Raw genomic sequence first — 24549 nt, 5'->3', positions numbered from 1 at the left:
ATTTAAAATAAAGATTTTCATTCAGTTTTAACTTCAAGGTACTTAATGATCAATATTACCACTAAGAACACCTTGCCAGTCAGGCAATCTTTTCAACCCATACCCCTATCTGATATTATGTGTACTCTTACATATTTTATCATATTTGGCCTTAAATACCGAATTTTAGTCATCATTATTGTGTCTTTAAAGACCATCATCACAAACAAAAAACGTCAAAGATTATTTGACGTTTTTGTATTTTTATTCTGTTATTATTAGCGGGGAGTCTTCAATTTCAGGTTAAAGAAATATGTTCCACCAAATAAAATTACCGAATATAAGATCCCGGAAAACAGAGGGTGAAAAGGATTCAAACCTTCAGTTCCAGAATTACCGCTCTCCCCAGCGATCCACAACAATACCTTAGCTATCCACGTTAACTTCAATGAAGTTTCTTCGCCTGCGTTTCCTACAACTATTAAAGCAATGATCAAAATAATAGGTACGCCAATTATCAAAGCAATCTGTGTCCGTCGTTCAAATAAACTTAAAATGCTGCCCATAAACGTAAAAGTTGCTGAAATACAAATCGTCAACAGTACTAAAAGGATAAAGGACATAACATCATTCAATATGTTATTAGAAAAGAAATTGTAATAAAAGCCTTCCAATACAGCTGTAGCTGTCCCTTGACCGTAAGAAGTATTAAATGGCATTACCAGCAAGTTATACAAAACACTGACCAAATTTCCTACTAAAGCCAGAGTACCAATAACAAGCGTTTTTGAATAAAAGTATGTGTTACGTCCGATCCCATTTTGAATCATCAGTTGAAAGCTGTCGTACGTTGAAGCACTATAAAATACCAAACATGCCATTAAAGCAATTTCTAAAATTCCAGATGGTAAAAAATCTTCACCATTCAATGACCCTAATCGCCCCGTTAAAGCAGCTGTTATAAACGGTATAATGACAATTGCCACTGCGACCCAGACTAATGTCCAGCCCAATAATTTAGCGCCGCTCGCTAACTGATATTGAAAAGCCTTCTTTAATTTCATTTCTGCCCCTCCTCATCAGATTGCTCAGTCAAATTGATAAACAACTTCTGTAAATCAATTTTTTCTACAGAAACTGTATCCGGTAAAACTCGGTTTTCGTCCAACTTGCCAAACACATAGTCTGAACGAAGTTTACCTAAACTATCATGCCCGATCACATTGAGTCCGGCAGTATATTCTCGGACTTTTTCTTCTGGTCCAGTGACAGAATAGCTTCGTGCTAATAAGCTTTCCGTCGTATCATCGAGAGCTAATCTTCCGTCCTTGATCAATAAGACATTTTCAACCATTCCTGCTATCTCTTCAATCAGGTGTGTTGATATTACAAAAGTCCGTGGCCGATCAGCATAGGTTTCAACTAATTCCTGATAGAAAAGTTCACGATGATTAGCATCCAAACCTAACGTTGGTTCATCTAACAAAATAATATCTGCATCAACGCACAAAGCAATAATATCCTTTAAAATCGAGCGATAACCCGTTGAAAGTTTGCCGAAACGCAAGCTTTCATTTAAGCCAAATTTATTGGTTAATTGATGTGCAAGTTCAAAATCAAAGCCCATATAAAAATTGGCAGTCTCGCGAAATATTTGAAACACTTTAGCACGAGTTGGGTAAAGATTTGGTTCACTCATGAGATAAATTTTACCTAAAGCATCGTCATTATTAAGGTTTGGCTGACCATCTATCAAAACCTTGCCTGATGTTGCAGGGATTCGATTTGTCAGAATATTTAACAAAGTACTTTTACCAGCACCATTGCGTCCCAATAAACCATAAATCGTATTAGGCTTTAGCTTGAGGCTAATATCAGTTAAAACCTCTTGCTTCCCATATTTTTTTGAGATCTGGTTTAAAACCACTTCTGTTGTCATCCTTCTTCAAATCCCCTTTCCACTAAAGAGATAATTGCATTTTCATCTAAGCCTAAATTTTTGGCTTCGACTATCATGTTTAAAATATAATCTTGAAAAAACTCATTTTTTCTTTTAGTCCGAATCTTTTCTTGTGCATCTTCTAAAACAAACATTCCTCTTCCTCGTTTTTTCTGGATCAGTCCATCTGCCACCAAAATATTCATGCCCTTTAAGACAGTCGCAGGATTGATTTGAAAATCACGTGAAATTTCAGTAGTCGAAGGAATTTGCTCTCCTGTTGCAAAGCTTCCCAAAAAAATAGCATTTTCGATTTGCTCTGCTACTTGAAGATACAATGGTTCAGAACTATCAAAATTAAATTGCATCATCATCACCAAGTTTCATTATCGGCACCCCTCGTCTTTTCTAATTAATTTTCTTATTTATCAATTTCTACTGCAGGTAGGACAATGCTCTCATATAACTTAACTGTGACCAAATAATACAGCAGGTACAAGACGATAAAGATCACAAACGGCAACCAGATCCCCTGATAAGGCGATATTAGCAAGGTCTTAAATAACTGTAAGCCGAACAAAACATGCACGATCCCTAAAACGCCTGGCAAAGCATAAAGTGTCATTATTTCCCGGGAAATAGATCGGCGTAGAGTGTTCTTTCTAACCCCTAATTTATTTAACATCTCATAACGATGTTTATCACTATTAGCGCCACTTAAAATTTTAAACATTAAACAACTGGCTAACATTGCCAAAAAGGCAATCCCTAAGAAAAAGCCCATAAATTCAAAACCGCCAAATACCTCGAGCCCATTCAAGTACCCAGCATATCCGCCTGGAATAGTTGAACGAATTATCTCATAGTTTTTAGGATAAGCTGTTTTGACGATCTTGTCTAAAGATTTTTTGCTTTTCTCGATATTTTTCACTCTGAATAAATAAAGTTGTTGACGTGGTGCCTGAATTTTAGCAAATTCACTTTGAGAAATAATTTTTACTGTTTTATCGGAGCCATTTTTTTGTAAATAATATAGTGAACCGGGGTTTTTTTGCAGTTTCTGCCCATCAAAGCTTTGGTAAGATATTTTTGCTTTCTTACCCTTGGACATTTTTTTCATCCAATTATCGCTGACATCCTGTAAAGGTATCCTGTCAAATTCTTCTTTGACGTAATAAACTGTATCTTTGCTCTGCTTTTCAGAATAGCTTACCTTTTTTTCAGTATCTAATTTATTGACCTGTTTTTTGACAGCAGCGCTCGGATCTTCGAGTGCCATCGTATAACCACTCGAACCTTGCGTGAATAAGTCTGTTTCTTTACCAAAACCCATACCAACTGTGATTGCACCTAATGCCAGAGCAAACAAGATCGAAACTGTCGCTAAAATTTTAGTGTAATTTCTGATCCTAAAATCGAGCTGTGACAAAGTAAAGTTGTTGATCCCTCGTTGCGCCCATTTTGTCTTTTTCAATAACACGACCAACCACACAAAAACAGCATTAAATAGGAAGTATGAACCAAAAACAATTGTTACTAATGCAAGTGGAATACTTGCTAGTTGGAAGTCAATAAAATGCTTCATTACATAATAACCAACTGCCAATAATCCAATCCCTAAAACTACTTGGATAAATTGACTTACTGGTTTTAGTTTGGCTCTGTTCGGTTGACTATCGCCTTTTAATAATCCCAAAACGGGTGTCTTGATCAATTTCCGTCTGTTGATAAACCCAGCAATCACGAATAAAACCAAATATAAAACTAAAGTCACCAAGATTGCTGGTACGTGCACAGCATGAAAGTTTGCCACATTAGTCTGCAAAATACTTTGCATCAAATAAGATCCCAAACTGGCCGTCAAGAGACAACCCACAACAACTCCGATCACGCTTGAAAGTGCTCCAATAACCAATGTCTCAGTTAATATTAACCGGCCAATTTTAGTCGGCTTAGCACCAAGCATCATAAAAATCCCATAGTCATGTTGTCGCATACTTAGCAAAAATGAATTAGCATAAAAAATATAAACTAATGAAATAATTGTCAACAAAACTGAACCAAATTGAAATATAAAAGAAGCTGCGCTCATCCTATTGGTACTGTTTTTTAGAAACTGCGGATTAGTCGCCAAAGCTTCAAACATATAAAAAACAGCACTTGAGATCACCAAACCTGTAAAGAGAACTAAGTAGTCACGCAAGCGACTTTTGATCCCCGTAAATGCTAATTTTCTTAACATCTTTAATCAGCCTCCTGACCCTGAAATGCGCCCAGGTCATCAATGATCTGTTTATAAAATTGTTTTCTTGTTTGGCCTCCACGCTTTAACTCTTGTCCGATCTTACCATCTTTAATAAATAAAATCCGTTGGCAATAGCTAGCTGACAGAGGCTCATGAGTGACCATCAAGATCGGAACATTCTGTTGTTGGTTAACTTCGTTCAACATTTCTAATAGATCTGTTGTGCTGGAAGAATCTAACGCGCCTGTTGGTTCATCTCCAAATAAAATTGCTGGTTGGCTAACGAGTGCTCGAGCAGCAGCAACTCTTTGTTTTTGCCCACCTGAAATTTCATTAGGGTATTTGTCTAAAATCCCTGTGATCGACAACTGTTTAGCCAATTTTTCAATTTGCGGTTTTATCTCAGCTGCTGCTACATTTTGTAAAGATAGTGGTAAAGCTATATTTTCGCTATTAGTTAAATTTTCTAACAAATTGAAATCTTGAAAAATAAAGCCGATCTCTTTTGCACGAAAATCTGCAACAGCATTTCCTTTCAAACTGGTAATATCTTGACCATTGATTTCAACCGTTCCTTGTGTCGGTTGATCTAAAGTTGTTAAAATATTTAATAATGTGGTTTTCCCGGAACCTGATGCACCCATGATCCCTACAAACTCACCCGCTTTCACATCAAAAGTTATTCCTTTTAAAGCTTCATATTGTTTTTCGCCTTTATGGCCATATATTTTTCTAATGTCTCTTGCTGATACGATTGCTTGATTATTCATATCGCATCCTCCTGTTCCTTAATTGGTTAATTACTTGTGTAACTAACTATATATGTCAAACAGTCTTTTGTCAATCATTTTCAAAAAATATTTTTACTTTGAAAAAAATGTTTCACGTGAAACATTTTATGATAACACAAAAAAAGCACTGATCATTAAGCTTATCAGTGCTTTAACTCATTATCACTACTCACTAGCTAATTTCACTTTTGTAAATTGCTGGTAATGTGTCAGAATTTCTTCAGAAATATCAGGGTTAGTGATCAGATAATCAACATCGTATAAATTGTAAAATTGATAAAAATCATCACGATTAATTTTAAATTTATCTGCCAAAACTATTTTTTCTTTGGCATTATTCAAAGCAACACTTTGTGATTTTCCTTCTTCTGTGTTAGCTGTCATCATACTGTCGTTATGGATCCCATTGACTCCAACAAAAGCTTTGTTAAACTTTAACTCCGCCAAAGTATCATTAGCTAACCCACCAATAAATGCCCCAGAGCGTTGCCGAAAATTACCACCCACTAAAATTAAATCAACATTATTTCTATTTTTCCAGCTTTGAAAAATCGGAAAACTGTTAGTAACTACCCTCAAATTAGAAATGGCTGGTAAATAACGTTCAATTAATTCTTGCGTCGTACCTGGACCAATGTAGATGGTATCTCCTTCTTTGATCAACTGTGCTGCTTCTCTGGCAATCTGCTGTTTTTCTGCTAAATGAATCTCCTTTTTCTCAATATGTGATAATTCGTTATTTTCGCTGCTATCAATACTCTGGGCACCACCATGAACTCGAATTAGTTTTCCACTATCAGCCAGTTCATCTAAATCACGCCGAATAGTCATATCAGATACACCTAACTGATCGATTAGTTCCTTGACGGTAATGATTCCACGCTCTTGAACAAGTTTTTTAATTGTTAACAGTCTTTCTCGTTTTAACATACTCGTTTCCCCTACTAAATAAAATTTTATTATTTTATCATTATCATACGCTATTTTTGACTGCTAAAACAGGGGGAGATTCACACAAGCGAAAAAGTGTTAGTAAACTAGAAAACACTAACACTTTCTTCGTTATTTACATAATTAAGAGTAGCCTTCTTACTTAGAATAGACTTCTTTTCCAGCTAAAAAAGTTGACTGTAAATTAATATTTTCATCAACAACAATAAAATCAGCCTCTCTGCCAGCAGCAATCAAGCCACACTCATCTTCTATTCCAACACTTACCGCTGGAACATAACTAGCCATCTTGAAAGCATCGTACAAGCTTACCCTACCCCACTGAACCAAGTTTTGTACCGCCTGAAGTAATTTTAAAACGCTGCCTGCTAAACTACCGCCATCTTTTAGCCGAGCTGCTCCGTCTTTCACGATAACTGGAAACTCCCCTAAAACATACTCTCCGGCACGCCTTCCTCCGGCACTCATGCAATCCGTCACTAATGCCACGTGATCAATGCCCTTTTCTTGAATCAGCAAATTTGCTGCCCCAGATTCCACATGATGACCATCGCAGATCAATTCAGCATAAGTATTAGGCGTGTCCATCGCTGCCCCTACCATTCCCGGAGCATGATGATTTAACCCGCTCATACCATTAAAAGTATGCACAAAGATATTTGCACCTGCATACACAGCCTCCAGTGCTTCTTCGTAAGTAGCCGAACTATGTCCAATTGCGACTTTAGTTCCAGATCCACTGACATTTTCGATAAAATCTGCAGCTCCATGGCGCTCCGGTGCCAGTGCAATTTTTTTTAAAAGGCCTTGTGCAGAGTCCTGCCATCTTCGAAAGGCCGTCAGACTAGGATCTGACATGAAGCGAGGATTCTGCGCTCCTTTATGTTCCGTAGTAAAGAATGGCCCTTCAAAAAAAATTCCTTTGATCCTAGCCCCCTTTACTTCTTTATATCTGGAACTTATCATTTTACAAATTTCGTTCAATGTATCCGCGCCAGCAGTCAAAGTGGTTGGTAAAAACGCTGTGACACCACACGATAAAAGCCCTTTAGATATTTCATTTAGGCCAGTAAAGTCATTGTCCATAACATCATGGTTATTATAGCCATGAATATGTGTATCTACCAACCCTGGAGCAACAATACTTTCACCCAGATCAACTATCCTAGTATCCACCGGTCTGGTTTTAGTATATTTGCCAAATTTACCTTCAATGATTTCTAAAAATCCTTGTTCACTGAGGCCTGAAGCTAAAATAAACTTAGCTGCATGAATATAATAATGCATCTCTTGACCCCCTTGATTACTTGAAATCATGAATCGTAACTCCTTTGACTACTCGGTTGACCGTACCTGTTGGAGATGGAGTATCTGGCGTGTTATTGATTTTTATCGAAGTTAATAACGCGAGTGTTTGGGCAAACATAATATCAGCTAAAGCGAGATAGCCATCTGGTAAAGCTTCACTGCTTTTTGTAAATTCAAATTTGTCACCACTAAAATTACGCTGTCCAATTTGACCAATCGTCATTGCCTTAAGAGCAATCTGATCATTTTTGATTTCTTCCATGACATCTATATCATAATCACGTGTATACTCATCGTTATTGACAAAATCAAAAACTAAAGTCTTTTCATTGACAAATGATTTGGGTCCATGCCGAAAACCCATTGAAGAATCAAAAACTGTTGCGATTTTACCTGCAGTCAATTCAAGAACTTTTAGCTGAGCTTCACGAGTTAATCCTGCTAAACTACCAGAACCTAAATAGATTATTCTTTCAAAATCGAGCCCCATAAACTTCTGAATCTCTGTTTCACGAGCAATGACCTCATGCCCTAGGTCTCTTAAATTCGTTACATAACTAGTTTTTGTTCGTAGATCACTCTGGTCAAAAGTCAACAATGCAGCTAATGTCATACATGAAAAACTGCCAGTCATTGCGAAACCACCGTCATTTGAACGTTCAGGCATTAAAAGTACCAAGGTATTAGCTGCCTTTTTCCCATTAACCGCCAATGCACCACTTTCAGCGCAAGTGATCATTAAATGATAGATATTTTTGACATTCTTTTCTGATAAATTTACTGCCGCCACACTTTCGGGACTATTACCGCTTCGGGCAAACGATACCAGTATCGTCGGTTCATCAAATAATAACGTTTCTTCTGGCGCAGAAACAATATCTGTCGTTCCAATACTTTCAAATGAATAAGCTGCTGTATTACCATATTTGCGCAAATATGGGACTATAGTATCACCGACATACTGTGAAGTCCCTGAGCCGGTAAAAATAACACGTATCTTTTGCTGAGCCTGATCTTTAACATTGTCTAGAAATGAAACAATTTCGGCTTGATGTTGTTGATAGATCTGCAAAGTTTCTTCCCACAATTCTGGTTCTTGTTTAATTTCACGTGTCGTAATACTTGCGCCCATTTTCGCTAATTCTACTTGAGATAATTCAAACATTTTTAATGGCCTCCTTGATCACTCGTCTTCACCGTCTAATTTTTGTAAAGAAGCATTAACATCACAGATTCCTTGAGTCCCCCCTTTTATAGGGTCGGGCTTTGTGTCTAACAGTGCTGCATTTAAATAATCGATGATCATCGCCATATTCATTCCTGTATACAACTTGAAATTACTCCCCGAAAGAAGCATTTTTGCTGCGACATTGCAAGGTGTTCCTCCATATAAATCAGCAAAAACAACAAATTCATCTATGTCAGCAATAGTCTCCTTAAATTTCTGCAGAAATTCTGCTTGGCCTTCCTCTGGTTGTAAAGTGACCGTATATATTTCTTCTTGCGGGCCCATTATCATTTCCACACTTTTCTTTAATTCCAAGCATAAATTTCCATGACTGATCAGTATTAAAGGTTTCATCATCTTTCATCATCTTTTATCACCTCTTATCCTCTTAAGCAAAACAAGACAGATGGTTCTGACACTTTTTTGTTTTAACATTGCATGATTTTTATATTATTTTGCAATAACTCCCAATGCTGACAAAGCAACCGAGACGATCAAAACAATAAAAATTACACGTGTGGAAGTCATATTCTTTTTACCCAACATCCAATAAATGACCCCTACAATACCCGCAGGTAAAATTTTGGGCATCAGCATATCCAGAGTATTTTGGATATCCAATGGAACTTTACCGATCATTGGCTGCCATCCAATATGGACATTGATCATCGTAGCAACCAAAGCACCAACCATAAAGACACCTAACATCGTAGCTGCATCAGTTAAAGCACTCATTTGATTTTGCATGGTTGTGACTAAGTTAACCCCTTCTTTATAGGCAAACTTCAACTGTTTCCAACGAAAGATCATGATAAAGATATTAGCTAAAACCCAAATGAAAACACCAGTCGGATTACCATTAATAGCCATGTTTGCAGCAATTGCTCCAAAAATTGTGGGAACTAAAGCGGCAAACAACGAGTCACCGATCGCAGCAAATGGTCCCAGCAAGCCAGCTTTGATACCTGCAACTGCATCCAGTGATTTGGCACCTTCTTTTTCTTCCAATGCCAAATCGATTCCTGTAATGATGGTATTAAAAAAGTTTGATGTATTAAAGAATTGAACATGCGTTTTCATTGCCTGTTTCAATTCAGGGGTGTTATCACCATAAATTTTACGTAATTGTGGCAAAATCAGGTAAAGATAACCTGTGTTTTGCATTCTTTCATAGTTCCAACCAGATTGAAAAAGAAATAAACTTTTACGATTGACTTGTTTAAAATCTTTTTCGGTCAACTGATATTTTTGGTTTTCATTAGAGTTCGTCATCTTCAATTTCCCCCTCAGCATCATTATTATCATTTTGTGATCGATCTTGTTGTTCGCCAGAATCACCACGATTTTGGTTAATACTATTCTTATAACTAATAGCAGCCAAACCAAAGCCAATCAATGCGATCGCTAACATTGGCAAAGAATTAAACGTACCAGAAAAGCTCTTAGCAACTCCTTGCAAACCAGTTCCTAAACTTTGAATATTGGTAAAGATAGTAGAAAGTATAGCTGTCAAAGTAAAACCTAAAATCAAATAAGGAAAATGTTTCTTCACTGGGAGATAACGAAGCAAAATAGCAAAACCAACGGCTGGCAATACAGCTCCAGCAACTGACAAACCATCACCAAGCCACTTAAGGTCAGTATTTAAATAATTAACAACTTTAGTAACCAATCCTCCACCAAAAGCAAGAGCCAAAAAGACTGGAATTTGCCGTGAAAGAGCCCAAGGAATATTACCTAACAAAAAATTGCGGTTGATTGCTGAATAATTAAAGTCCTCAATGTTCTTATCGATCCGATGGGAAAAATACGTATTTGCAAAACGAGCCAAAATATCAGTTTGAATCATGAGAGAAGCTACGGGAACAGCAATCGCAGCAATCGCTTGTTCTGGTTTCATACCAATTGCAACTGAAAATGCAGTTGCTAAAACTGTTCCTGAGTTAGCATCAATTCTGGAAGCGCCTCCAAAAGTTCCTACACCAAGAATAGTTAACTGCATACTCCCACCGATCAACAAGCCAGCCTTAACATCACCCATGATCAAGCCTGTGATAAAACCAGCAAAAACAGCTGAACCAGCACTAGAGTTTATTTCAAGTTCATCCAAAATCTGATAACCTGCATAAAGCGTCAACAATAAAATTTGCCACCATGAAATGTCCATTTATGTGACCTCCCTTTAATTTTGTAATAATTTCATAAATTCTTCTGATTTAACACTTGGGTTGACTTGTGCAAATAGGTGAACTCCTTTTTGATTTAATTCTTTAAAGTTGTCTATATCATCTTGTGTGACTGATACTTGATGCGTCAGAATTTTTTTGGCATTATCACGTGCTAAATTTCCTACATTAACATCAGAAAGTTCAACGCCCGCATCTACCAAATAATTCAAATATTTTGGTTCTTTAACGACTATTAGTAACCGTTGACTATCATATTTACCAGCCAAAATATTAGTTGCTGCTTTTTGAACAGGTAAAACACTAAGTCTAACTCCTGATGGAGTGGCTAATTTTAAGCCACTTTTCTCAATTTGACTTGTTGCTGTCTTGTCGTCAACAACCATGATCCGCGAAATTTGTAGTTTTGTGACCCATAAATTTGCCACTTGTCCGTGGATCAAACGACCATCTACTCTAGTTCCAATAATACTCATACTTCGTTCCTCCTATTTGAGTGGTGCTTTTATCAAATTAAGTTCCTCACTAAACTGTCCTTCAGTTTCAAAAATAATTATCTGATTATTTTTCCGACGTAAAATCCCGTGTGGCAAATAAAGAGAATGTTGTGGTCCGCGTTGCCAAAAACGACCTAAGTTGAATCCATTAATTATCACAACTCCTTTCCCAAACTGACTTAAATCAATATTTGTATCCTGAATTTTATTCAAATCAAATGAAAAACGATAAAATGCTGGAACTCTAGGTTCCCATTTACGAGAAAAATCTAATTTTTCAATTCGCGAAAAATCTAACCCATATTGCTCCCAATTTATTACATAGTGCAAATCACTCATAACACCCGAACGAATTCCTTTTCTTTGTGTATCTGCCAATAGCTTATGTCCATAATTAACTCGACCCATATTTTCCATTAAAATATCAATTTCATTGTCTTCTTTATCTTGTTTTACACTGATTTCTTCACCAATTTTCTCTTGATACTGTGTTACCTGTAATTCTTGATTCAAAAAAAACTGTGCTCGATCCCTACCATCGATTATGCGATATTTTTCTTTAAAAGAATCACGTTTGACTTTTGTCCGATACAGCATATAACCGTAATAATGACCAGCCTTTTCCATTGTTTGTGGGTACTTAGTTGTTGTTTTACTCCCGATTTCATCTAAAACTTCAAATAAACTAACTTTATCTTGCAGTCTTATTTTACTTAAGCGAAAACTTTCTTTGACCCAAGGATCTTGCTGGCTAATATTTGGATATTTTTCTTTCAGCATTTTTTTTATCTTATAATAACCTTCTGTAGGATTTCCTTGCTCGTTTAACGGTGCCCCATAATCATAAGAAGTGATCTGTGGCAGGTCATGGGTGCCTCGAGCAGAACAACCATTCATAAAGCCAAAATTTGTGCCGCCATGAAACATATACATATTTACACTGCCAAGTTCGATAACTTTTTTTAGTTCATTGACCATCTCATCTTGGTCTCTTATATGGACTGGTTCACCCCATCTATCAAACCAACCGTCCCAAAATTCCATATTCATCAGAGGCTGAAACTGACCTTTTTCATTTTGAAAATCTACAATATTAGCAAAATTTTCTTTAGCATGGGAACCAAAATTCCCTGTTTCTAAAATTCCTTTTTGTATCAAGCTGCCTGCTTGCAATGTTGCATGCCAAGCACCATCTGAGGTAAGCAACGGCACATCTACGCCATTTTTTAGCATCATATTACGAATACTGCACAAATAGTCGTGGTCTTCGCCATATGATCCGTATTCATTTTCTACCTGCATCATTATAATTGGACCACCATGAGTAACCTGCAGAGGAATCAAAATTTGAAATAATTTTTGATAATAAGTTGAGACTAACTTTAAGAATTTCGGATCATTAGATCTAATACGGCAATCTTTTGCCAAAAGCCAAGCAGGCAAGCCTCCAAATTCCCACTCAGCACAAATATAAGGCGATGGGCGAACGATAACATAAAGTCCTTCATGTTGAGCCAATTCAATGAATTTTTTTAAGTCAGCGCCCTCAGTAAAATTGAATTGCCCCTCTTTTTGCTCATGAACATTCCATGGAATATATGTTTCTACTGTATTAAAGCCAAGAGTCTTTAAGTTATGTAGTGAATTTTGCCAATCACTTGGGTGTATTCGAAAATAGTGGATCGCGCCTGACAAGATCTGAAACTTTTTTTTATTTAAATAAAAATCATGCTTCCCTATACTAAATTGTTCCATGATGTTCACCCTTTCAACACTTGCAATTTTCACTTAGTATATTAACATAGTAAGTTCTATATGTAAACGTTATCAAATAACAAAAATAAACATTTTTTCATTTCACTTGATCTCTCGATAGGTTAAACTTAATATAATTAGCAGAAAGAAAAGAGTTGCGAAAATTTGAAAACACCGAAATACCTTACGATAAAAAATGACCTAAAAAGTCAGATACTCAACGGTACTTATTCAAGCGGCGATAAATTTTATAGTCAGGCCGAACTTGTCAAAATGTATGATGCCAGCTCGATCACGGTGATCCGTGCCGTGCAAGAATTAGTTAAGGAAGGCTACTTAGTTCGTTACCAGGGAAAAGGTACTTTTGTTTCGCGTAAACGTGTTAACAAACTTGTTCGATTCACAGACAAGGAAATTTTTTCTTCTGATGAAGATCAAGTAAAAGTTCTCTCGCTGACTAAGGAAAATGATCCCAATATTTTAAAAGAATTAAATTTATCCACATATGAACATTATTACAAAATAGTCAGATTAAGGACTGCCGATGGCATACCATATATCTATCACCAATCATATATCCCGGAACACTTTATTCGCCGTCCAAAAGATCCGGATTACTATAGCTCGATCTATCAACGCTTTCGGAGCGATTTTTCGATTAATTTAAATGACATGCCCTCTAAAGAAATCAATAAGATTTGCTTCCCTACAAACGAATTTGTCGCTAATATGCTCCAGCTGAAGGGAGAACAACCAACCGTTTTTCAGGAGAAAAAAACACGGTTATCCGTTAAGAATACCGTGGCAGAATATGTCATTACTTATAAACGATGGGATTATTATCAAATAGAAATAGCTAATGACTAAAACAGAGTGAAATAAACTTAAGGGCTTAGACATTAATGTCACGTTTCTTAACACATAATGTCTAAGTTAGGTGAACAGAGCTTTTTTCATAATACTCACCTGACAATATCTACCAAGAGTATCAGTTTAACCTTGTTGCTTACAAAAAAGGGTTAAATATCTATCATTCCATAGGCACAAAAATAGCTCCAGGAAGTTGTAAAAACAACTTCTTGGAGCCTTTTTGGTGGATCGATAAAATCCATAATATAGAGCGAATCAAATTAAACGATATTTATACACTTAATAACATATTCGCCCACTTTTTAATTAGTCTTCTGTTACAAATGGTAATAAGCCCATGATACGAGCACGCTTGATAGCAATCGTCAACTTACGTTGATTCTTTGCGCTTGTGCCTGTAACACGACGTGGCAAGATCTTACCGCGTTCAGAAATGAATCTTCTTAACAAATCTGTATCTTTGTAATCAATATATTCAATATGATTAGCTGCGATAAAATCAACTTTACGGCGACGACGTCCGCCTCTGCGTTGTTGTGCCATGTTTTTTCCTCCTCCAGTTACTAGAATGGTAAATCATCATCAGAAATATCGATCTGTTGGCCACTATCCGCAAACGGATCTCGATCGTTATCAGAATTAGAATTATTCTGGTTCTGATAACCACCTTGATTATTGTTATTGTTAGGATTGCCATACGGATTACTATTATTCTGTTGTGATGAATATTGCGAAGAAGGAGCAGAATTATTGCCCTGAGAGCTAGGATGTTGTTGGCGATATTGCTCTGACTGAGCTTTAGACTCAAGTAATGCAAAATTATCAACAACAACTTCTGTTACAAACACACGATTTCCTTGTTGGTTTTCATATGAACGTGTTTGAATCCGTCCATCAATTCCAACCATTGAACCCTTATGCGTAAAGTTAGCAAAGTTTTCAGCTGCTTTTCTCCAAATAACACAATTAATGAAGTCGGCCTCTCGTTCACCTGAACGATTTGTAAACGGACGATCGACAGCAACTGTGAAAGATGCAACAGCAGCTCCGGAAGATGTGTAGCGCAAATCAGGATCACGGGTCAGTCTTCCAACTAATACGGCTCTATTGATCAAAATTCGTTCCCCCTTCTGATTTCAAAAATTAAGCTTCACGTTTAACGATCATATGACGTAAAATTCCGTCATTGAATTTAGCAAGACGGTCAAATTCATTAATAGCGTCAGCTTTTTCTGCCTTGGCGTTTACAACGTGGTAGATACCTTCTGTAAACCCACCAATTTCGTAAGCAAAACGACGCTTAGACCAGTCTTTTGAATCTACAACTTCAGCACCATTGTCTTTCAAAACGCTATCGAAACGTTCTACCAAGTCATTCTTGGCAGCTTCATCAATAGCTGGGCTGATAATGTAGGTAATTTCATAATTTGTCATGACTGTTTACACCTCCTTATGGACTTTTGGCCCCCTATCCTAACGTAGAGGACAAGGAGAGTAATCTAAAATGCTTAGATACTCACGAATTAGAATTATAGCACGTTTATATTGCATTTGCAATAACTGCTTAAAACAAACGAAGTTGGAAGCTAACAATCATTCCACAGCTAAATTTAAGTCCAAATTCTTATTAACTATTCTTTTTAACTATTCTTTTCTTCTGGATCATTGATCTACGCTACATAACATATATACGCAAAAAAATGTCTTTTTTATTTTCTAATTTGTTATTTAGTCCAAATTGTCCTCATTTTTATTGTTTTCTTCTTGGTCCTCAGATTCAGATCCTGTTTCTGAACTAGCTTGAGCATCTGTTGCTGTCTCTGAATTAGTTTCAGATTCTTCAACTTCTTCAGGTTCAACCTTAGCCATCGTAGATACAAAAGAATCTTCTTCCAAATTGATCAAATGAACACCGAGTGTTGAACGGCCAGTTGTTGAAACATTAGCAACTGCAAAACGGATCAGTACACCCTTATTAGTAATGACCATGATATCTTCATCGCCCGCAACGGTTGTTAATCCAACAAGCGGACCATTTTTGGCAGTAATATTAACGGTTTTAACACCTTTACCGCCACGACCTCGGATAGCATATTCACTAGCTGGAGTTTGCTTACCATAGCCTTGTTCAGAAATAACAAAAACATTACTATCAGATGCTAAGATATCAGCACCGATCACATAATCGCCTTCACCTAATCTAATGCCACGCACACCTGCAGCTGAACGGCCCATAGAGCGAACCTTTTCTTCAGAAAATGAAACAGCAAAACCTTGGTGAGTCCCAATGATAATGTTTTGGTTTCCATCCGTTTGAGCAACACCGATCAATTCATCCCCGTCACGTAAAGTAATAGCTTTCAAACCATTCTTTCTGATATTCAAGAATTCTGAAACTGCTGTCCGTTTAACAACACCGTTTTTAGTTGTGAAGAATAGGAATTTATCCGCTTTATCCGGATTATCTCTATCTTCTTTTGGGACTGTAATGACAGTTGCTACCTTTTCGTCAGGATCAATATTTAACATATTGATTACCGGGATTCCCTTAGCAGAACGGCCGTATTCAGGAATCTGGTATCCCTTAGAACTATAAACTTTACCAGTATTGGTAAAGAATAACAGTTCATCGTGAGTTGAAGTTGAAATCAGTTGTTCGATAAAGTCTCCTTCATGAACTCCCATTCCTTGAACACCGCGGCCTCCACGATTTTGTGACTTAAATTCACTAGTTGGCATTCGCTTGATATAGCCATTATGTGTCAAAGTAATGACAACAGCTTCTTCTTCGATCAAGTCTTCATCTTCAATACTTGTCACATCACCAACAAGCAATTCTGTCCGCCGTTTGTCACCAAACTTTTCTTGAATCTGCAAGAGTTCCTCATAAATAATTTGGTTGATCCGTTCTTTATGAGCCAAAATATCTTCATAATCAGCAATAGCTTCCATCGTCTTTTTATAATCGTTTTCGACTTTATCACGTTCCAAGCCGGTCAACCTTACCAAACGCATATCAAGAATAGCCTGAGCTTGTTTATCGCTTAATTGATACTCATTCATTAACCGATCTTTAGCAACATCACCGCTTTGTGAACTCCGAATGATGTCAATGATTGCTTGAATGTGGTCTAAAGCGATTCTCAACCCTTCCAGAATATGAGCACGTGCCTTGGCCTTCTTTAAATCAAATTCTGTTCGGCGACGGATAACTTCTTCTTGATGTTTTAAGTAATACTGCAAGATCTGTTTCAAACTTAAAATCTTGGGAGTACCACCAACGATTGCCAACATATTGAAACCAAATGATGTCTGCATCAATGTTAATTTATATAAATTATTCAAAACAACTGAAGCACTAACATCACGTCTGATATCAATAGTAATTCGCATTCCTTCACGGTCAGACTCATCTTTAATATCTGTAATGCCTTCGATCTTACGTTCACGAGCCAACTCAGCGATCCGCTCGATCAAACGAGATTTATTGACCATATATGGCAATTCATTAACAATGATTTGCTCCCGACCATTCTTTTGCTCGTTGATATCGACTTTAGCCCTCAGAACTATATGTCCATGACCAGTTTCATATGCTTTACGGATGCCTGATTTACCCATAACGATCCCGCCAGTAGGAAAATCGGGTCCAGGAATAGCTTCCATTAAATCAGCAACGGTAGCATCAGGATTATCCATCAGAATATGCAAAGCTGAAATAACTTCTGCCAAATTATGCGGCGGAATATTGGTTGTCATCCCAACAGCGATCCCGGTTGCCCCATTAACTAGCAAATTTGGGAAGCGTGCAGGTAAAACTTTTGGTTCTCTTTCTGTCCCATCATAGTTTGGTGCAAAATCAATCGTGTCTTTATTGATGTCACGTAACATTTCTAGTGTGATTTTCGACATTCGCGCTTCAGTATAACGCATAGCAGCCGCACCATCACCGTCAACAGACCCAAAGTTTCCGTGACCATCAACTAACATATAACGATAACTGAAATCTTGTGCCATCCGAACCATTGATTCATAGATTGCCGAATCACCATGCGGATGGAATTTACCCATAACTTCTCCGACGATCCTAGCAGATTTTTTGTAAGGTTTTTCAGGTGTGACACCTAATTCGTTCATTCCATATAATATCCGACGATGAACAGGTTTTAACCCGTCCCGTACATCAGGCAAAGCACGAGCAACGATAACACTCATTGCATAATCAAGGAAAGATGTCCGCATCACCTTGGATAAATCGACATTTTTTACTCGATCTGGTATATCTACCAACTTTCTGACCTCCTATTTTATTCCCAGTCTATAATTATTTCCCGGGAAATAATTATGCATCTAGATTTTCAACGTATGTGGCATTTTCTTCAATAAATTGTCGTCTAGGGCCTACATGGTCTCCCATTAACATCTCAAAAACCTGATTGGCTTCTTCAGCATCCGACAAAGAGACACGCATCATCCGGCGGTTTTCTGGGTTCATTGTAGTTTTCCACAATTGATCGGCATCCATTTCACCTAGACCTTTATACCGTTGAATAGCGGGCTTTGGAGAAGGTGGTAATTGTGATAAAATGTCTTGTAATTCTTCATCAGAATCAATGTATCTGATCATCTTACCTTGGCGAACTTGATATAAAGGCGGTTGAGCAATATATACATACCCAGCGTCGATCATTGGTTTCATGAAACGATAGAACAATGTCAACAACAATGTTCTGATATGGGCACCATCAACATCGGCATCAGTCATGATGATCAATTTATGATAATTTGCCTTGCTGACATCGAATTCCTCACCAAACCCAGTACCTAAAGCAGTAAATAGTGAACGGATTTCTTCATTAGCCAAAATACGATCTAGACTTGCTTTTTCAACGTTTAAAATCTTACCACGGATCGGCAAAATGGCTTGAGTCAAGCGAGACCGGCCTTGTTTAGCAGATCCACCCGCAGAATCACCCTCAACGATAAACAATTCTGAAATTTCAGGATCTTTACTTGTATTATCGGCTAACTTGCCTGGTAGATTTGAAATTTCTAATCCATTCTTTTTACGCGTTACTTCACGAGCCCGTTTAGCAGCAACACGAGCTTTAGCAGCTAATGAACCCTTTTCCACGATTTGCTTAGCTGTCGTTGGGTTTTCATACATGAACTGCGAGAATGTTTCACTGAAGAGCTTATCTGTTGCAGTTCTAGCATCTGAGTTACCCAATTTTGTCTTCGTTTGTCCTTCAAACTGTGGATCCGGGTGTTTAACAGAAACTACTGCTGTAATACCTTCACGAACATCTTCTCCAGAAAGATTGTCATCATTATCTTTTAAAATTCCTTGTTTTCTAGCATAGTCATTGATTACCCTAGTCAAAGCTGTCTTGAAACCAGCCTCGTGAGTCCCACCTTCATACGTATGAATGTTATTAGTGAAAGTCAACAAGTTTGAATGAAAATCATCTGTATATTGCAGTGAAACTTCAACAGTGATCCCATTCATTTCACCTTCAACATATACTGGCTCAGGAAAAAGAACTTCTTTGCCTTTATTCAAAAATTCCACGTAATGTTTAATACCACCAGCATAGTGGAATTCTTCAAACGTCGGCTTTTCTGGGCGTTGATCAGCAATGGTTAATTTTAAACCTTTGTTTAAGAAAGCCAGCTCACGAATACGTGTAGTCAAAACTTTAATATCGTAAATATGAGTTTCCGTAAAAATATCTGTATCAGGTTTGAAGTGAACCTTTGTTCCGTGTGTATGTTCACTAGTTTGAGCGATGACATGCAACTGCGTTTTGACCTTACCGTAAGCAAAATCCATCGCATATACATTTGGATCTTCCGCACGCGTGACCTGCACTTCCAATTCGGAAGAAAGTGCATTAACAACTGACGCCCCAACACCATGCAAACCACCAGATACTTTATACCCGCCACCGCCAAATTTACCACCGGCATGCAAGATCGTATAAACTGTTTCAACAGCCGGTCGTCCTGTCTTCTTTTGAATATCAACGGGAATACCGCGACCATTGTCTTTTACAGTAATACTATTATCGGTTTCGACCGTAACATTGATTTCGTCACAGAAGCCTGCAAGAGCTTCATCAATACCATTATCAATAATTTCCCAAACTAGGTGATGTAAACCCTGAGTACTTGTCGAGCCAATATACATCCCAGGGCGCTTACGAACAGCCTCTAATCCCTCTAAAACCTGGATCTGACTAGCATCGTATTCATTCGCCCGTTTTTCTTTGGCTTCTACTTCTCTTTCTTCGTCAGTCAATTGATATCCTCCTTATTATCTAAAGTCATGCTACTAACAAAAAAGTCACAGTTGATCCTCGAACTGACCAACTGCCATTTAGTTGTTTGTTGTTTTATTCCTATTCGAATCTTAATTTAGTCAAGTTATCCTTCTTGTTTATCACTTTGAGGATAATAAGTGACCGTTTTTAAAACTAGCTCCCCGTTAGCCGTTGTTTCAGCCACATGTCCCTTTTCAATCGTAAAAATTTTAGGAGCTTTGATCAGATTTCTAGCTACATCGTTCATTGCTGGAGCCGTCAAAAATGTTTGTACTTTATTTTGAATGGTCTTTAATAAATGAGTTTGACGTTGACCATCTAATTCAGATAAAACATCATCTAAAAGTAATAACGGATATTCTCCTGTTTGTTCCTTCATTACATCGATCTCTGCCAATTTAACTGATAATGCGGTGGTTCTTTGTTGCCCTTGAGAACCATATGTTTGCACATTTTTACCATTGATCAAGAACTTAATGTCATCTCTATGCGGGCCGATCAAGGTCGTTCCTTGAAAAATCTCTTTTTCGTATTGTGTCTTGAGTTGTGTGTCCATTATCTGCTGTAATTCCTGTTCGGATCGATCCTTAATGTCCTTTAATTTTGAATCATATTCAAATGATAATTGTTCTTGACCTTGAGTGATCGACAAATGTAGTTCCTGCGCATATTTTTCCAGGTCGGTTAAAAACTTTTGCCGTTGCACAATGATACTACCCCCAAACAAAGATAATTGTTCGGACAAAACATCCAAATAAACCCGGTCATTAGTTTGATGCATACTCAAAGATTTCAAGTAATGATTTCTCTGTTTTAAAACATCTCGGTACGCTGTCAAATCATGAAGATATCGTGGCGCGATCTGACCAAATTCCATATCAATAAAACGTCGTCTGCCCGTTGGACTTCCCTTAACTAATGACAAATCTTCCGGAGAAAATAAAATTACATTCAATTGACCAATATATTGTGAAAGCTTGGCTTGCTCCAAGTGATTCACTCGTGCTTTTTTACCCCGTTTTCCCAATTCGAGCTCCAAAGGCAAGTCATCAGAGCGTCGATGTACTAAACCCTTAATATCAGCATCACTATTACCAAAACGGATCAATTCACGATCATTGGCTGTTCGGTGGCTGCGCGCCGTGGCTAAAACATAGATCGATTCGAGTAAATTAGTTTTTCCCTGGGCATTTTGCCCTAATAAAACATTGATGCCTGGAGAAAAATTTAATGAAGCCTCTGAATAATTTCTAAAATTTTTAAGTTGCAGCTTCTGTAAAAACATAATTATTTTCCAGCTTTAAGTTTGATCATTCTGTCGTTGATTTTGACTACATCATCTGGATAAAGCTTTTTTCCACGACGTGAATCAAGTTCTCCATTTACATAAACATCGTTTTCCGCCAAAAACCACTTTGCTTGTCCGCCGGTTTGAATTAAATCAGCGATCTTTAACAGTTGTCCGAGAGTTATGTAAGGTGTTTTTAAAGATATTTCTTGTTTCAAAAAACAGCCCTCACTTTCTATAAGTTACCTCTTAATTATACCCTTTTTTTGACCTTAAAACAATTTTATTCGGCTTGTATGTCCATTCTGAGCAATTTTAACTATATTTGGATAGAAAAGCTATAAAGCCTTTAAAGTGTCTGAGAAACTTTTTTAGCCAAAAAAATGGACTCTCGCAATTAAGAGTCCATAAAATAAATTTTTTCTCACTAATTTCACTAAAATGTTCTAACTGGTGTGATCAATTGTACAAAATTAGCTCCGTCTTCAGTTGGGACTAATGTAAACGGACGTAAAGGTAATGTTAATGACATTAAAATATCAGTTTGACCAAAAGAAGATAATGCATCTTTCATATAATCTGGATTAAAGGAAATTTCCAAATCATTTCCTTCCAATTTCTTGAAGGAAAGATCTTCTTCTACATTACCAATTTCGGGAGAATTGCCATAAATAATTGCTTTTTGTTCGCTAGTCTTCAACGACAACTTAACAACATTGTTTCTCCCTTCATGTGATAATAATGAGGCTCGTTCAATTGAATGCAGCAACTCAACGGCGTTAAATTCTACTGTTGTTTCTGAGCTTTGAGGGATCAAACGATCAGTATCTGGATAATTTCCCTCTAACAAACGTGAATAAAATGATGTATTTGCAAAAGTAAACAAAATTTGATTTTCAGCGATCCGGATCTCAACATCTTCAGTTGAGTCACCCAACATCTTGGCCAATTCATTCAATGATTTACCTGGCACGATAATATCGTAATCTTTAGTCCCAGCATTATTCAAAACAATTTTGCGTTGACTTAAACGGTGAGAATCTGTGGCAACAGCTAGTAATTCTCCGTTACCATATGCCAAATGGATCCCTGTTAAGATCGGGCGACTTTCTTGATTAGAAACGGCGATCACAGTTTGATTGATCACTTTTTTTAAAATATCTGCGGCAATCACTAGTTTATCTTCAGCATCGATTTCTGGCAGATGTGGATAAGTTTCAGAATCTAAACCGTTGATCGTAAATTCTGCTTGACCAGAAGTGATCGTTGCTTGGAATCTTTCATCTACACTAATTGTCATCATATCTTCAGGTAATTTTTTAACTATCTCGTTAAAGAAACGTGCTGGTAAAACAATGCTGCCAGGTTCATCAATTTCTAAAGCAGCTTTGTCATCTTCTTGTGAGATCACAGTTTCGATCGAGATGTCAGCGTCACTACCGGTTAAAGTTAACTTGCTAGCTGACAAAGTAATTTTGATACCAGTTAAAACATCAATTGCCGTTTTTGATGAGATTGCTCTTTGGGCATCGTTTAAAGAAGCAATAAATGTATTTCTGCGGATACTGAATTTCATAAAATGATATCCTCCTGTTTTTTATATTATTAATTAATAATAAAAATAGTCGTAGTAGTAGGGCCTGTTAATTATGTTAATAAGCAGTCTGAAGTAAGTAAACTAAAAAGATTGGTTGTTAATAACATGTGGATAAAAAAGAGAACTTATCAACAGTTATCCACATGTGCAAAAAAGATGCTTTGCTAATTCTTATGTTTAAATACGTAATTTAGGGTAAAAACTGTTAAGCAAATTTTATTTTAAACTTGCAATTCTGCTTTTAATTCATTAACTTCATGTTCCAGCTCGGCATCATCTGCTAGACTTTTTGTTATTTTTTCGCATGCATGGATAACTGTTGTGTGATCTTTGCCGCCAAATTCTTCCCCGATCCTTGGTAATGACGAATCAGTGAGTTCTCGGGACAAAAACATTGCGACTTGTCGTGGCACAACAATTGCCTTTACTCTTTTTCTTCCCTTCAATTCAGCAACAGTTACGTGATAATATTTAGCAACTTTGTTTTGTATCGCCGGAATCGTGAGTTTATTATTGTGGTCTTTACCATTTAAGCCCCTTAAAGATTCTGCAGCCAGACTAGTTGTGATCTTAGTGTGATTCATGGACGAATATGCTTGAACTCGCATTAAAGCGCCTTCTAGTTCACGAATATTGGAATCAAACTGTCCAGCAATATAACTTAAAGTATCGTTTGGAATATCTAAATGTTCTGCTTCAGCTTTATTGCGTAAAATTGCGATCCGTGTTTCAAAATCTGGCGGTGTAATATCAACTGAAAGTCCCCATTTAAAACGAGACACTAAACGTTGCTGCAACTTGGGTATTTCATTTGGTAACCGATCAGATGAAAGGACAATTTGTTTTTTATCATCATATAAAGCATTAAAGGTATGGAAAAATTCTTCCTGGGTACCAACTTTGTCAGCAAAAAACTGAATATCATCAACTAGTAGAAGATCAACATTTCGATATTCTTGTCTGAATTCTTCTTGTCGTTTTGTTTGAATAGAATTGATAAAATCATTGGCGAAAGATTCACTGGTTACATATTTAACCTTAGCGTTTGGACGATTTTCTAACATTTGATGGCCAATGGCATGCATTAAATGGGTTTTACCAAGGCCAACGCCACCATAGAAAAATAGTGGATTATAAAAAACACCGGGTTCTTCGGCAACTGCTAATGCGGCAGCATGGGCTAATTGATTACCTTTTCCCACCACAAATGTGTCAAAAGTATAACGTTCATTTAACTGAGAATTTTTGACAAAAACTTTAGATGTTGCAGCACCTGAAGTCTCTGAGGCCAAGTCATCTGCAGTTAAACTTTCTGCGGGATCATAAGCCTCTAACGGATTAGGCTCATCGGGAGTTTTTGGTAAAATTGTTAGTTTATAACCCAACGGTTCTTCCAGCAACTCAACGATTTGTGGGGTTACACTTTGAGTCCAGTAATCACGATGAAGTTTTGAAGGGACTTCGACAACAAGGGTTTTATCGGCAAACTGTATTGGTTTTGCAGTTTCGATCCAAGTTTTATAAGTGATTGTGGAGAAAGATTCATTGAACTTTTCGCAAATAAATTGCCATAAAGTTTCAAGATCTGGCAC

23 protein-coding genes are annotated in these 24549 nt (G+C 37.1%); 1 reads left to right on the top strand and 22 read right to left on the bottom strand.

The window, feature by feature from the left end; all coding sequences use genetic code 11:
• Positions 1 to 257: 257 nt before the first annotated feature.
• From BQ5903_RS00115 to BQ5903_RS00055, 13 genes are all read right to left on the bottom strand, one after another.
• Positions 258 to 1043 (bottom strand): hypothetical protein, encoded by a 786-nt coding sequence (locus BQ5903_RS00115; protein WP_010495598.1) that lies wholly within the window; start codon positions 1041 to 1043, stop codon positions 258 to 260.
• Entirely contained in the window at positions 1040 to 1918 is an 879-nt protein-coding gene (locus tag BQ5903_RS00110) for an ATP-binding cassette domain-containing protein (RefSeq protein WP_079578315.1), read from the bottom strand. Before BQ5903_RS00110 ends, BQ5903_RS00115 begins: the two co-directional genes overlap by 4 nt.
• Positions 1915 to 2286: a GntR family transcriptional regulator gene (locus BQ5903_RS00105; RefSeq protein ID WP_029605071.1), complete on the bottom strand. Its 372-nt coding sequence runs from the start codon at positions 2284 to 2286 to the stop codon at positions 1915 to 1917. Before BQ5903_RS00105 ends, BQ5903_RS00110 begins: the two co-directional genes overlap by 4 nt.
• A 53-nt stretch (positions 2287 to 2339) precedes the next feature.
• On the bottom strand, positions 2340 to 4160 hold the full coding sequence (locus BQ5903_RS00100) for an FtsX-like permease family protein (protein WP_079578312.1): 1821 nt from the start codon (positions 4158 to 4160) through the stop codon (positions 2340 to 2342).
• 2 nt (positions 4161 to 4162) lie between these two features.
• A complete protein-coding gene (locus BQ5903_RS00095; protein WP_079578310.1) occupies positions 4163 to 4933 on the bottom strand; it encodes an ABC transporter ATP-binding protein in 771 nt (256 codons plus the stop codon).
• Positions 4934 to 5119: 186 nt separating this feature from the next.
• On the bottom strand, positions 5120 to 5884 hold the full coding sequence (locus tag BQ5903_RS00090) for a DeoR/GlpR family DNA-binding transcription regulator (protein ID WP_079578308.1): 765 nt from the start codon (positions 5882 to 5884) through the stop codon (positions 5120 to 5122).
• A 159-nt stretch (positions 5885 to 6043) separates the two neighbouring features.
• Positions 6044 to 7192: an N-acetylglucosamine-6-phosphate deacetylase gene (gene nagA / locus BQ5903_RS00085; protein WP_079579633.1), complete on the bottom strand. Its 1149-nt coding sequence runs from the start codon at positions 7190 to 7192 to the stop codon at positions 6044 to 6046.
• 16 nt (positions 7193 to 7208) lie between these two features.
• Positions 7209 to 8378 carry an SIS domain-containing protein gene (gene agaS / locus BQ5903_RS00080; protein ID WP_010495612.1) on the bottom strand — a complete coding sequence of 390 codons (1170 nt, stop codon included), beginning with the start codon at positions 8376 to 8378 and terminating at the stop codon, positions 7209 to 7211.
• Between the two features lie 18 nt (positions 8379 to 8396).
• A complete protein-coding gene (locus tag BQ5903_RS00075) occupies positions 8397 to 8798 on the bottom strand; it encodes a PTS sugar transporter subunit IIA (protein WP_010495613.1) in 402 nt (133 codons plus the stop codon).
• Positions 8799 to 8891: 93 nt separating this feature from the next.
• Positions 8892 to 9713 carry a PTS system mannose/fructose/sorbose family transporter subunit IID gene (locus tag BQ5903_RS00070; protein ID WP_010495615.1) on the bottom strand — a complete coding sequence of 274 codons (822 nt, stop codon included), beginning with the start codon at positions 9711 to 9713 and terminating at the stop codon, positions 8892 to 8894.
• The gene (locus BQ5903_RS00065) at positions 9700 to 10608 is read right to left on the bottom strand and encodes a PTS mannose/fructose/sorbose/N-acetylgalactosamine transporter subunit IIC (RefSeq protein ID WP_010495617.1); all 909 of its coding nucleotides are present in this window, start codon (positions 10606 to 10608) and stop codon (positions 9700 to 9702) included. Before BQ5903_RS00065 ends, BQ5903_RS00070 begins: the two co-directional genes overlap by 14 nt.
• A 15-nt stretch (positions 10609 to 10623) precedes the next feature.
• The gene (locus BQ5903_RS00060) at positions 10624 to 11103 is read right to left on the bottom strand and encodes a PTS system mannose/fructose/N-acetylgalactosamine-transporter subunit IIB (RefSeq protein WP_010495619.1); all 480 of its coding nucleotides are present in this window, start codon (positions 11101 to 11103) and stop codon (positions 10624 to 10626) included.
• Between the two features lie 12 nt (positions 11104 to 11115).
• Positions 11116 to 12879: a glycoside hydrolase family 35 protein gene (locus BQ5903_RS00055; RefSeq protein WP_079578306.1), complete on the bottom strand. Its 1764-nt coding sequence runs from the start codon at positions 12877 to 12879 to the stop codon at positions 11116 to 11118.
• Positions 12880 to 13044: 165 nt separating this feature from the next.
• On the opposite strand from BQ5903_RS00055, the gene BQ5903_RS00050 reads away from it, so the two are divergent.
• The gene (locus tag BQ5903_RS00050) at positions 13045 to 13746 is read left to right on the top strand and encodes a GntR family transcriptional regulator (protein WP_010495625.1); all 702 of its coding nucleotides are present in this window, start codon (positions 13045 to 13047) and stop codon (positions 13744 to 13746) included.
• 309 nt (positions 13747 to 14055) lie between these two features.
• On the opposite strand, the gene rpsR is transcribed toward BQ5903_RS00050, so the two are convergent.
• The 9 genes from rpsR to dnaA form a co-directional block, all read right to left on the bottom strand.
• Entirely contained in the window at positions 14056 to 14292 is a 237-nt protein-coding gene (gene rpsR / locus BQ5903_RS00045; RefSeq protein WP_010495631.1) for a 30S ribosomal protein S18, read from the bottom strand.
• Positions 14293 to 14312: 20 nt separating this feature from the next.
• Complete coding sequence (ssb, locus tag BQ5903_RS00040) at positions 14313 to 14864, bottom strand: single-stranded DNA-binding protein (protein ID WP_010495634.1); 552 nt, start codon at positions 14862 to 14864, stop codon at positions 14313 to 14315.
• A 28-nt stretch (positions 14865 to 14892) separates the two neighbouring features.
• Entirely contained in the window at positions 14893 to 15183 is a 291-nt protein-coding gene (gene rpsF, locus BQ5903_RS00035; protein ID WP_056971648.1) for a 30S ribosomal protein S6, read from the bottom strand.
• A gap of 294 nt (positions 15184 to 15477) precedes the next feature.
• Positions 15478 to 18039: a DNA gyrase subunit A gene (gyrA, locus tag BQ5903_RS00030; RefSeq protein ID WP_010495637.1), complete on the bottom strand. Its 2562-nt coding sequence runs from the start codon at positions 18037 to 18039 to the stop codon at positions 15478 to 15480.
• A gap of 52 nt (positions 18040 to 18091) precedes the next feature.
• Positions 18092 to 20050: a DNA topoisomerase (ATP-hydrolyzing) subunit B gene (gene gyrB, locus BQ5903_RS00025; RefSeq protein WP_010495640.1), complete on the bottom strand. Its 1959-nt coding sequence runs from the start codon at positions 20048 to 20050 to the stop codon at positions 18092 to 18094.
• 125 nt (positions 20051 to 20175) lie between these two features.
• Positions 20176 to 21357: a DNA replication/repair protein RecF gene (gene recF, locus BQ5903_RS00020; protein WP_010495641.1), complete on the bottom strand. Its 1182-nt coding sequence runs from the start codon at positions 21355 to 21357 to the stop codon at positions 20176 to 20178.
• A gap of 2 nt (positions 21358 to 21359) precedes the next feature.
• Positions 21360 to 21578, bottom strand: coding sequence for a S4 domain-containing protein YaaA (yaaA, locus tag BQ5903_RS00015; protein ID WP_010495644.1), 219 nt, complete (start codon positions 21576 to 21578; stop codon positions 21360 to 21362).
• A gap of 218 nt (positions 21579 to 21796) precedes the next feature.
• Positions 21797 to 22936, bottom strand: coding sequence for a DNA polymerase III subunit beta (gene dnaN, locus BQ5903_RS00010; RefSeq protein WP_010495646.1), 1140 nt, complete (start codon positions 22934 to 22936; stop codon positions 21797 to 21799).
• 242 nt (positions 22937 to 23178) lie between these two features.
• Positions 23179 to 24549: a chromosomal replication initiator protein DnaA gene (gene dnaA / locus BQ5903_RS00005; RefSeq protein WP_010495648.1), complete on the bottom strand. Its 1371-nt coding sequence runs from the start codon at positions 24547 to 24549 to the stop codon at positions 23179 to 23181.

The organism is Ligilactobacillus acidipiscis (assembly GCF_900116935.1).
Taxonomy (GTDB): domain Bacteria; phylum Bacillota; class Bacilli; order Lactobacillales; family Lactobacillaceae; genus Ligilactobacillus; species Ligilactobacillus acidipiscis.
Note: the sequence above shows the minus strand (reverse complement) of the source record. Positions and strands in the feature narration are given on the sequence as shown.

Coding starts and splice junctions, on each gene's coding strand:
- BQ5903_RS00115 (WP_010495598.1), bottom strand. CDS start 1,043: ATGAAATTAAAGAAGGCTTTTCAATATCAGTTAGCGAGCGGCGCTAAA.
- BQ5903_RS00110 (WP_079578315.1), bottom strand. CDS start 1,918: ATGACAACAGAAGTGGTTTTAAACCAGATCTCAAAAAAATATGGGAAG.
- BQ5903_RS00105 (WP_029605071.1), bottom strand. CDS start 2,286: ATGCAATTTAATTTTGATAGTTCTGAACCATTGTATCTTCAAGTAGCA.
- BQ5903_RS00100 (WP_079578312.1), bottom strand. CDS start 4,160: ATGTTAAGAAAATTAGCATTTACGGGGATCAAAAGTCGCTTGCGTGAC.
- BQ5903_RS00095 (WP_079578310.1), bottom strand. CDS start 4,933: ATGAATAATCAAGCAATCGTATCAGCAAGAGACATTAGAAAAATATAT.
- BQ5903_RS00090 (WP_079578308.1), bottom strand. CDS start 5,884: ATGTTAAAACGAGAAAGACTGTTAACAATTAAAAAACTTGTTCAAGAG.
- nagA (WP_079579633.1), bottom strand. CDS start 7,192: ATGCATTATTATATTCATGCAGCTAAGTTTATTTTAGCTTCAGGCCTC.
- agaS (WP_010495612.1), bottom strand. CDS start 8,378: ATGTTTGAATTATCTCAAGTAGAATTAGCGAAAATGGGCGCAAGTATT.
- BQ5903_RS00075 (WP_010495613.1), bottom strand. CDS start 8,798: ATGATGAAACCTTTAATACTGATCAGTCATGGAAATTTATGCTTGGAA.
- BQ5903_RS00070 (WP_010495615.1), bottom strand. CDS start 9,713: ATGACGAACTCTAATGAAAACCAAAAATATCAGTTGACCGAAAAAGAT.
- BQ5903_RS00065 (WP_010495617.1), bottom strand. CDS start 10,608: ATGGACATTTCATGGTGGCAAATTTTATTGTTGACGCTTTATGCAGGT.
- BQ5903_RS00060 (WP_010495619.1), bottom strand. CDS start 11,103: ATGAGTATTATTGGAACTAGAGTAGATGGTCGTTTGATCCACGGACAA.
- BQ5903_RS00055 (WP_079578306.1), bottom strand. CDS start 12,879: ATGGAACAATTTAGTATAGGGAAGCATGATTTTTATTTAAATAAAAAA.
- rpsR (WP_010495631.1), bottom strand. CDS start 14,292: ATGGCACAACAACGCAGAGGCGGACGTCGTCGCCGTAAAGTTGATTTT.
- rpsF (WP_056971648.1), bottom strand. CDS start 15,183: ATGACAAATTATGAAATTACCTACATTATCAGCCCAGCTATTGATGAA.
- recF (WP_010495641.1), bottom strand. CDS start 21,357: ATGTTTTTACAGAAGCTGCAACTTAAAAATTTTAGAAATTATTCAGAG.
- dnaN (WP_010495646.1), bottom strand. CDS start 22,936: ATGAAATTCAGTATCCGCAGAAATACATTTATTGCTTCTTTAAACGAT.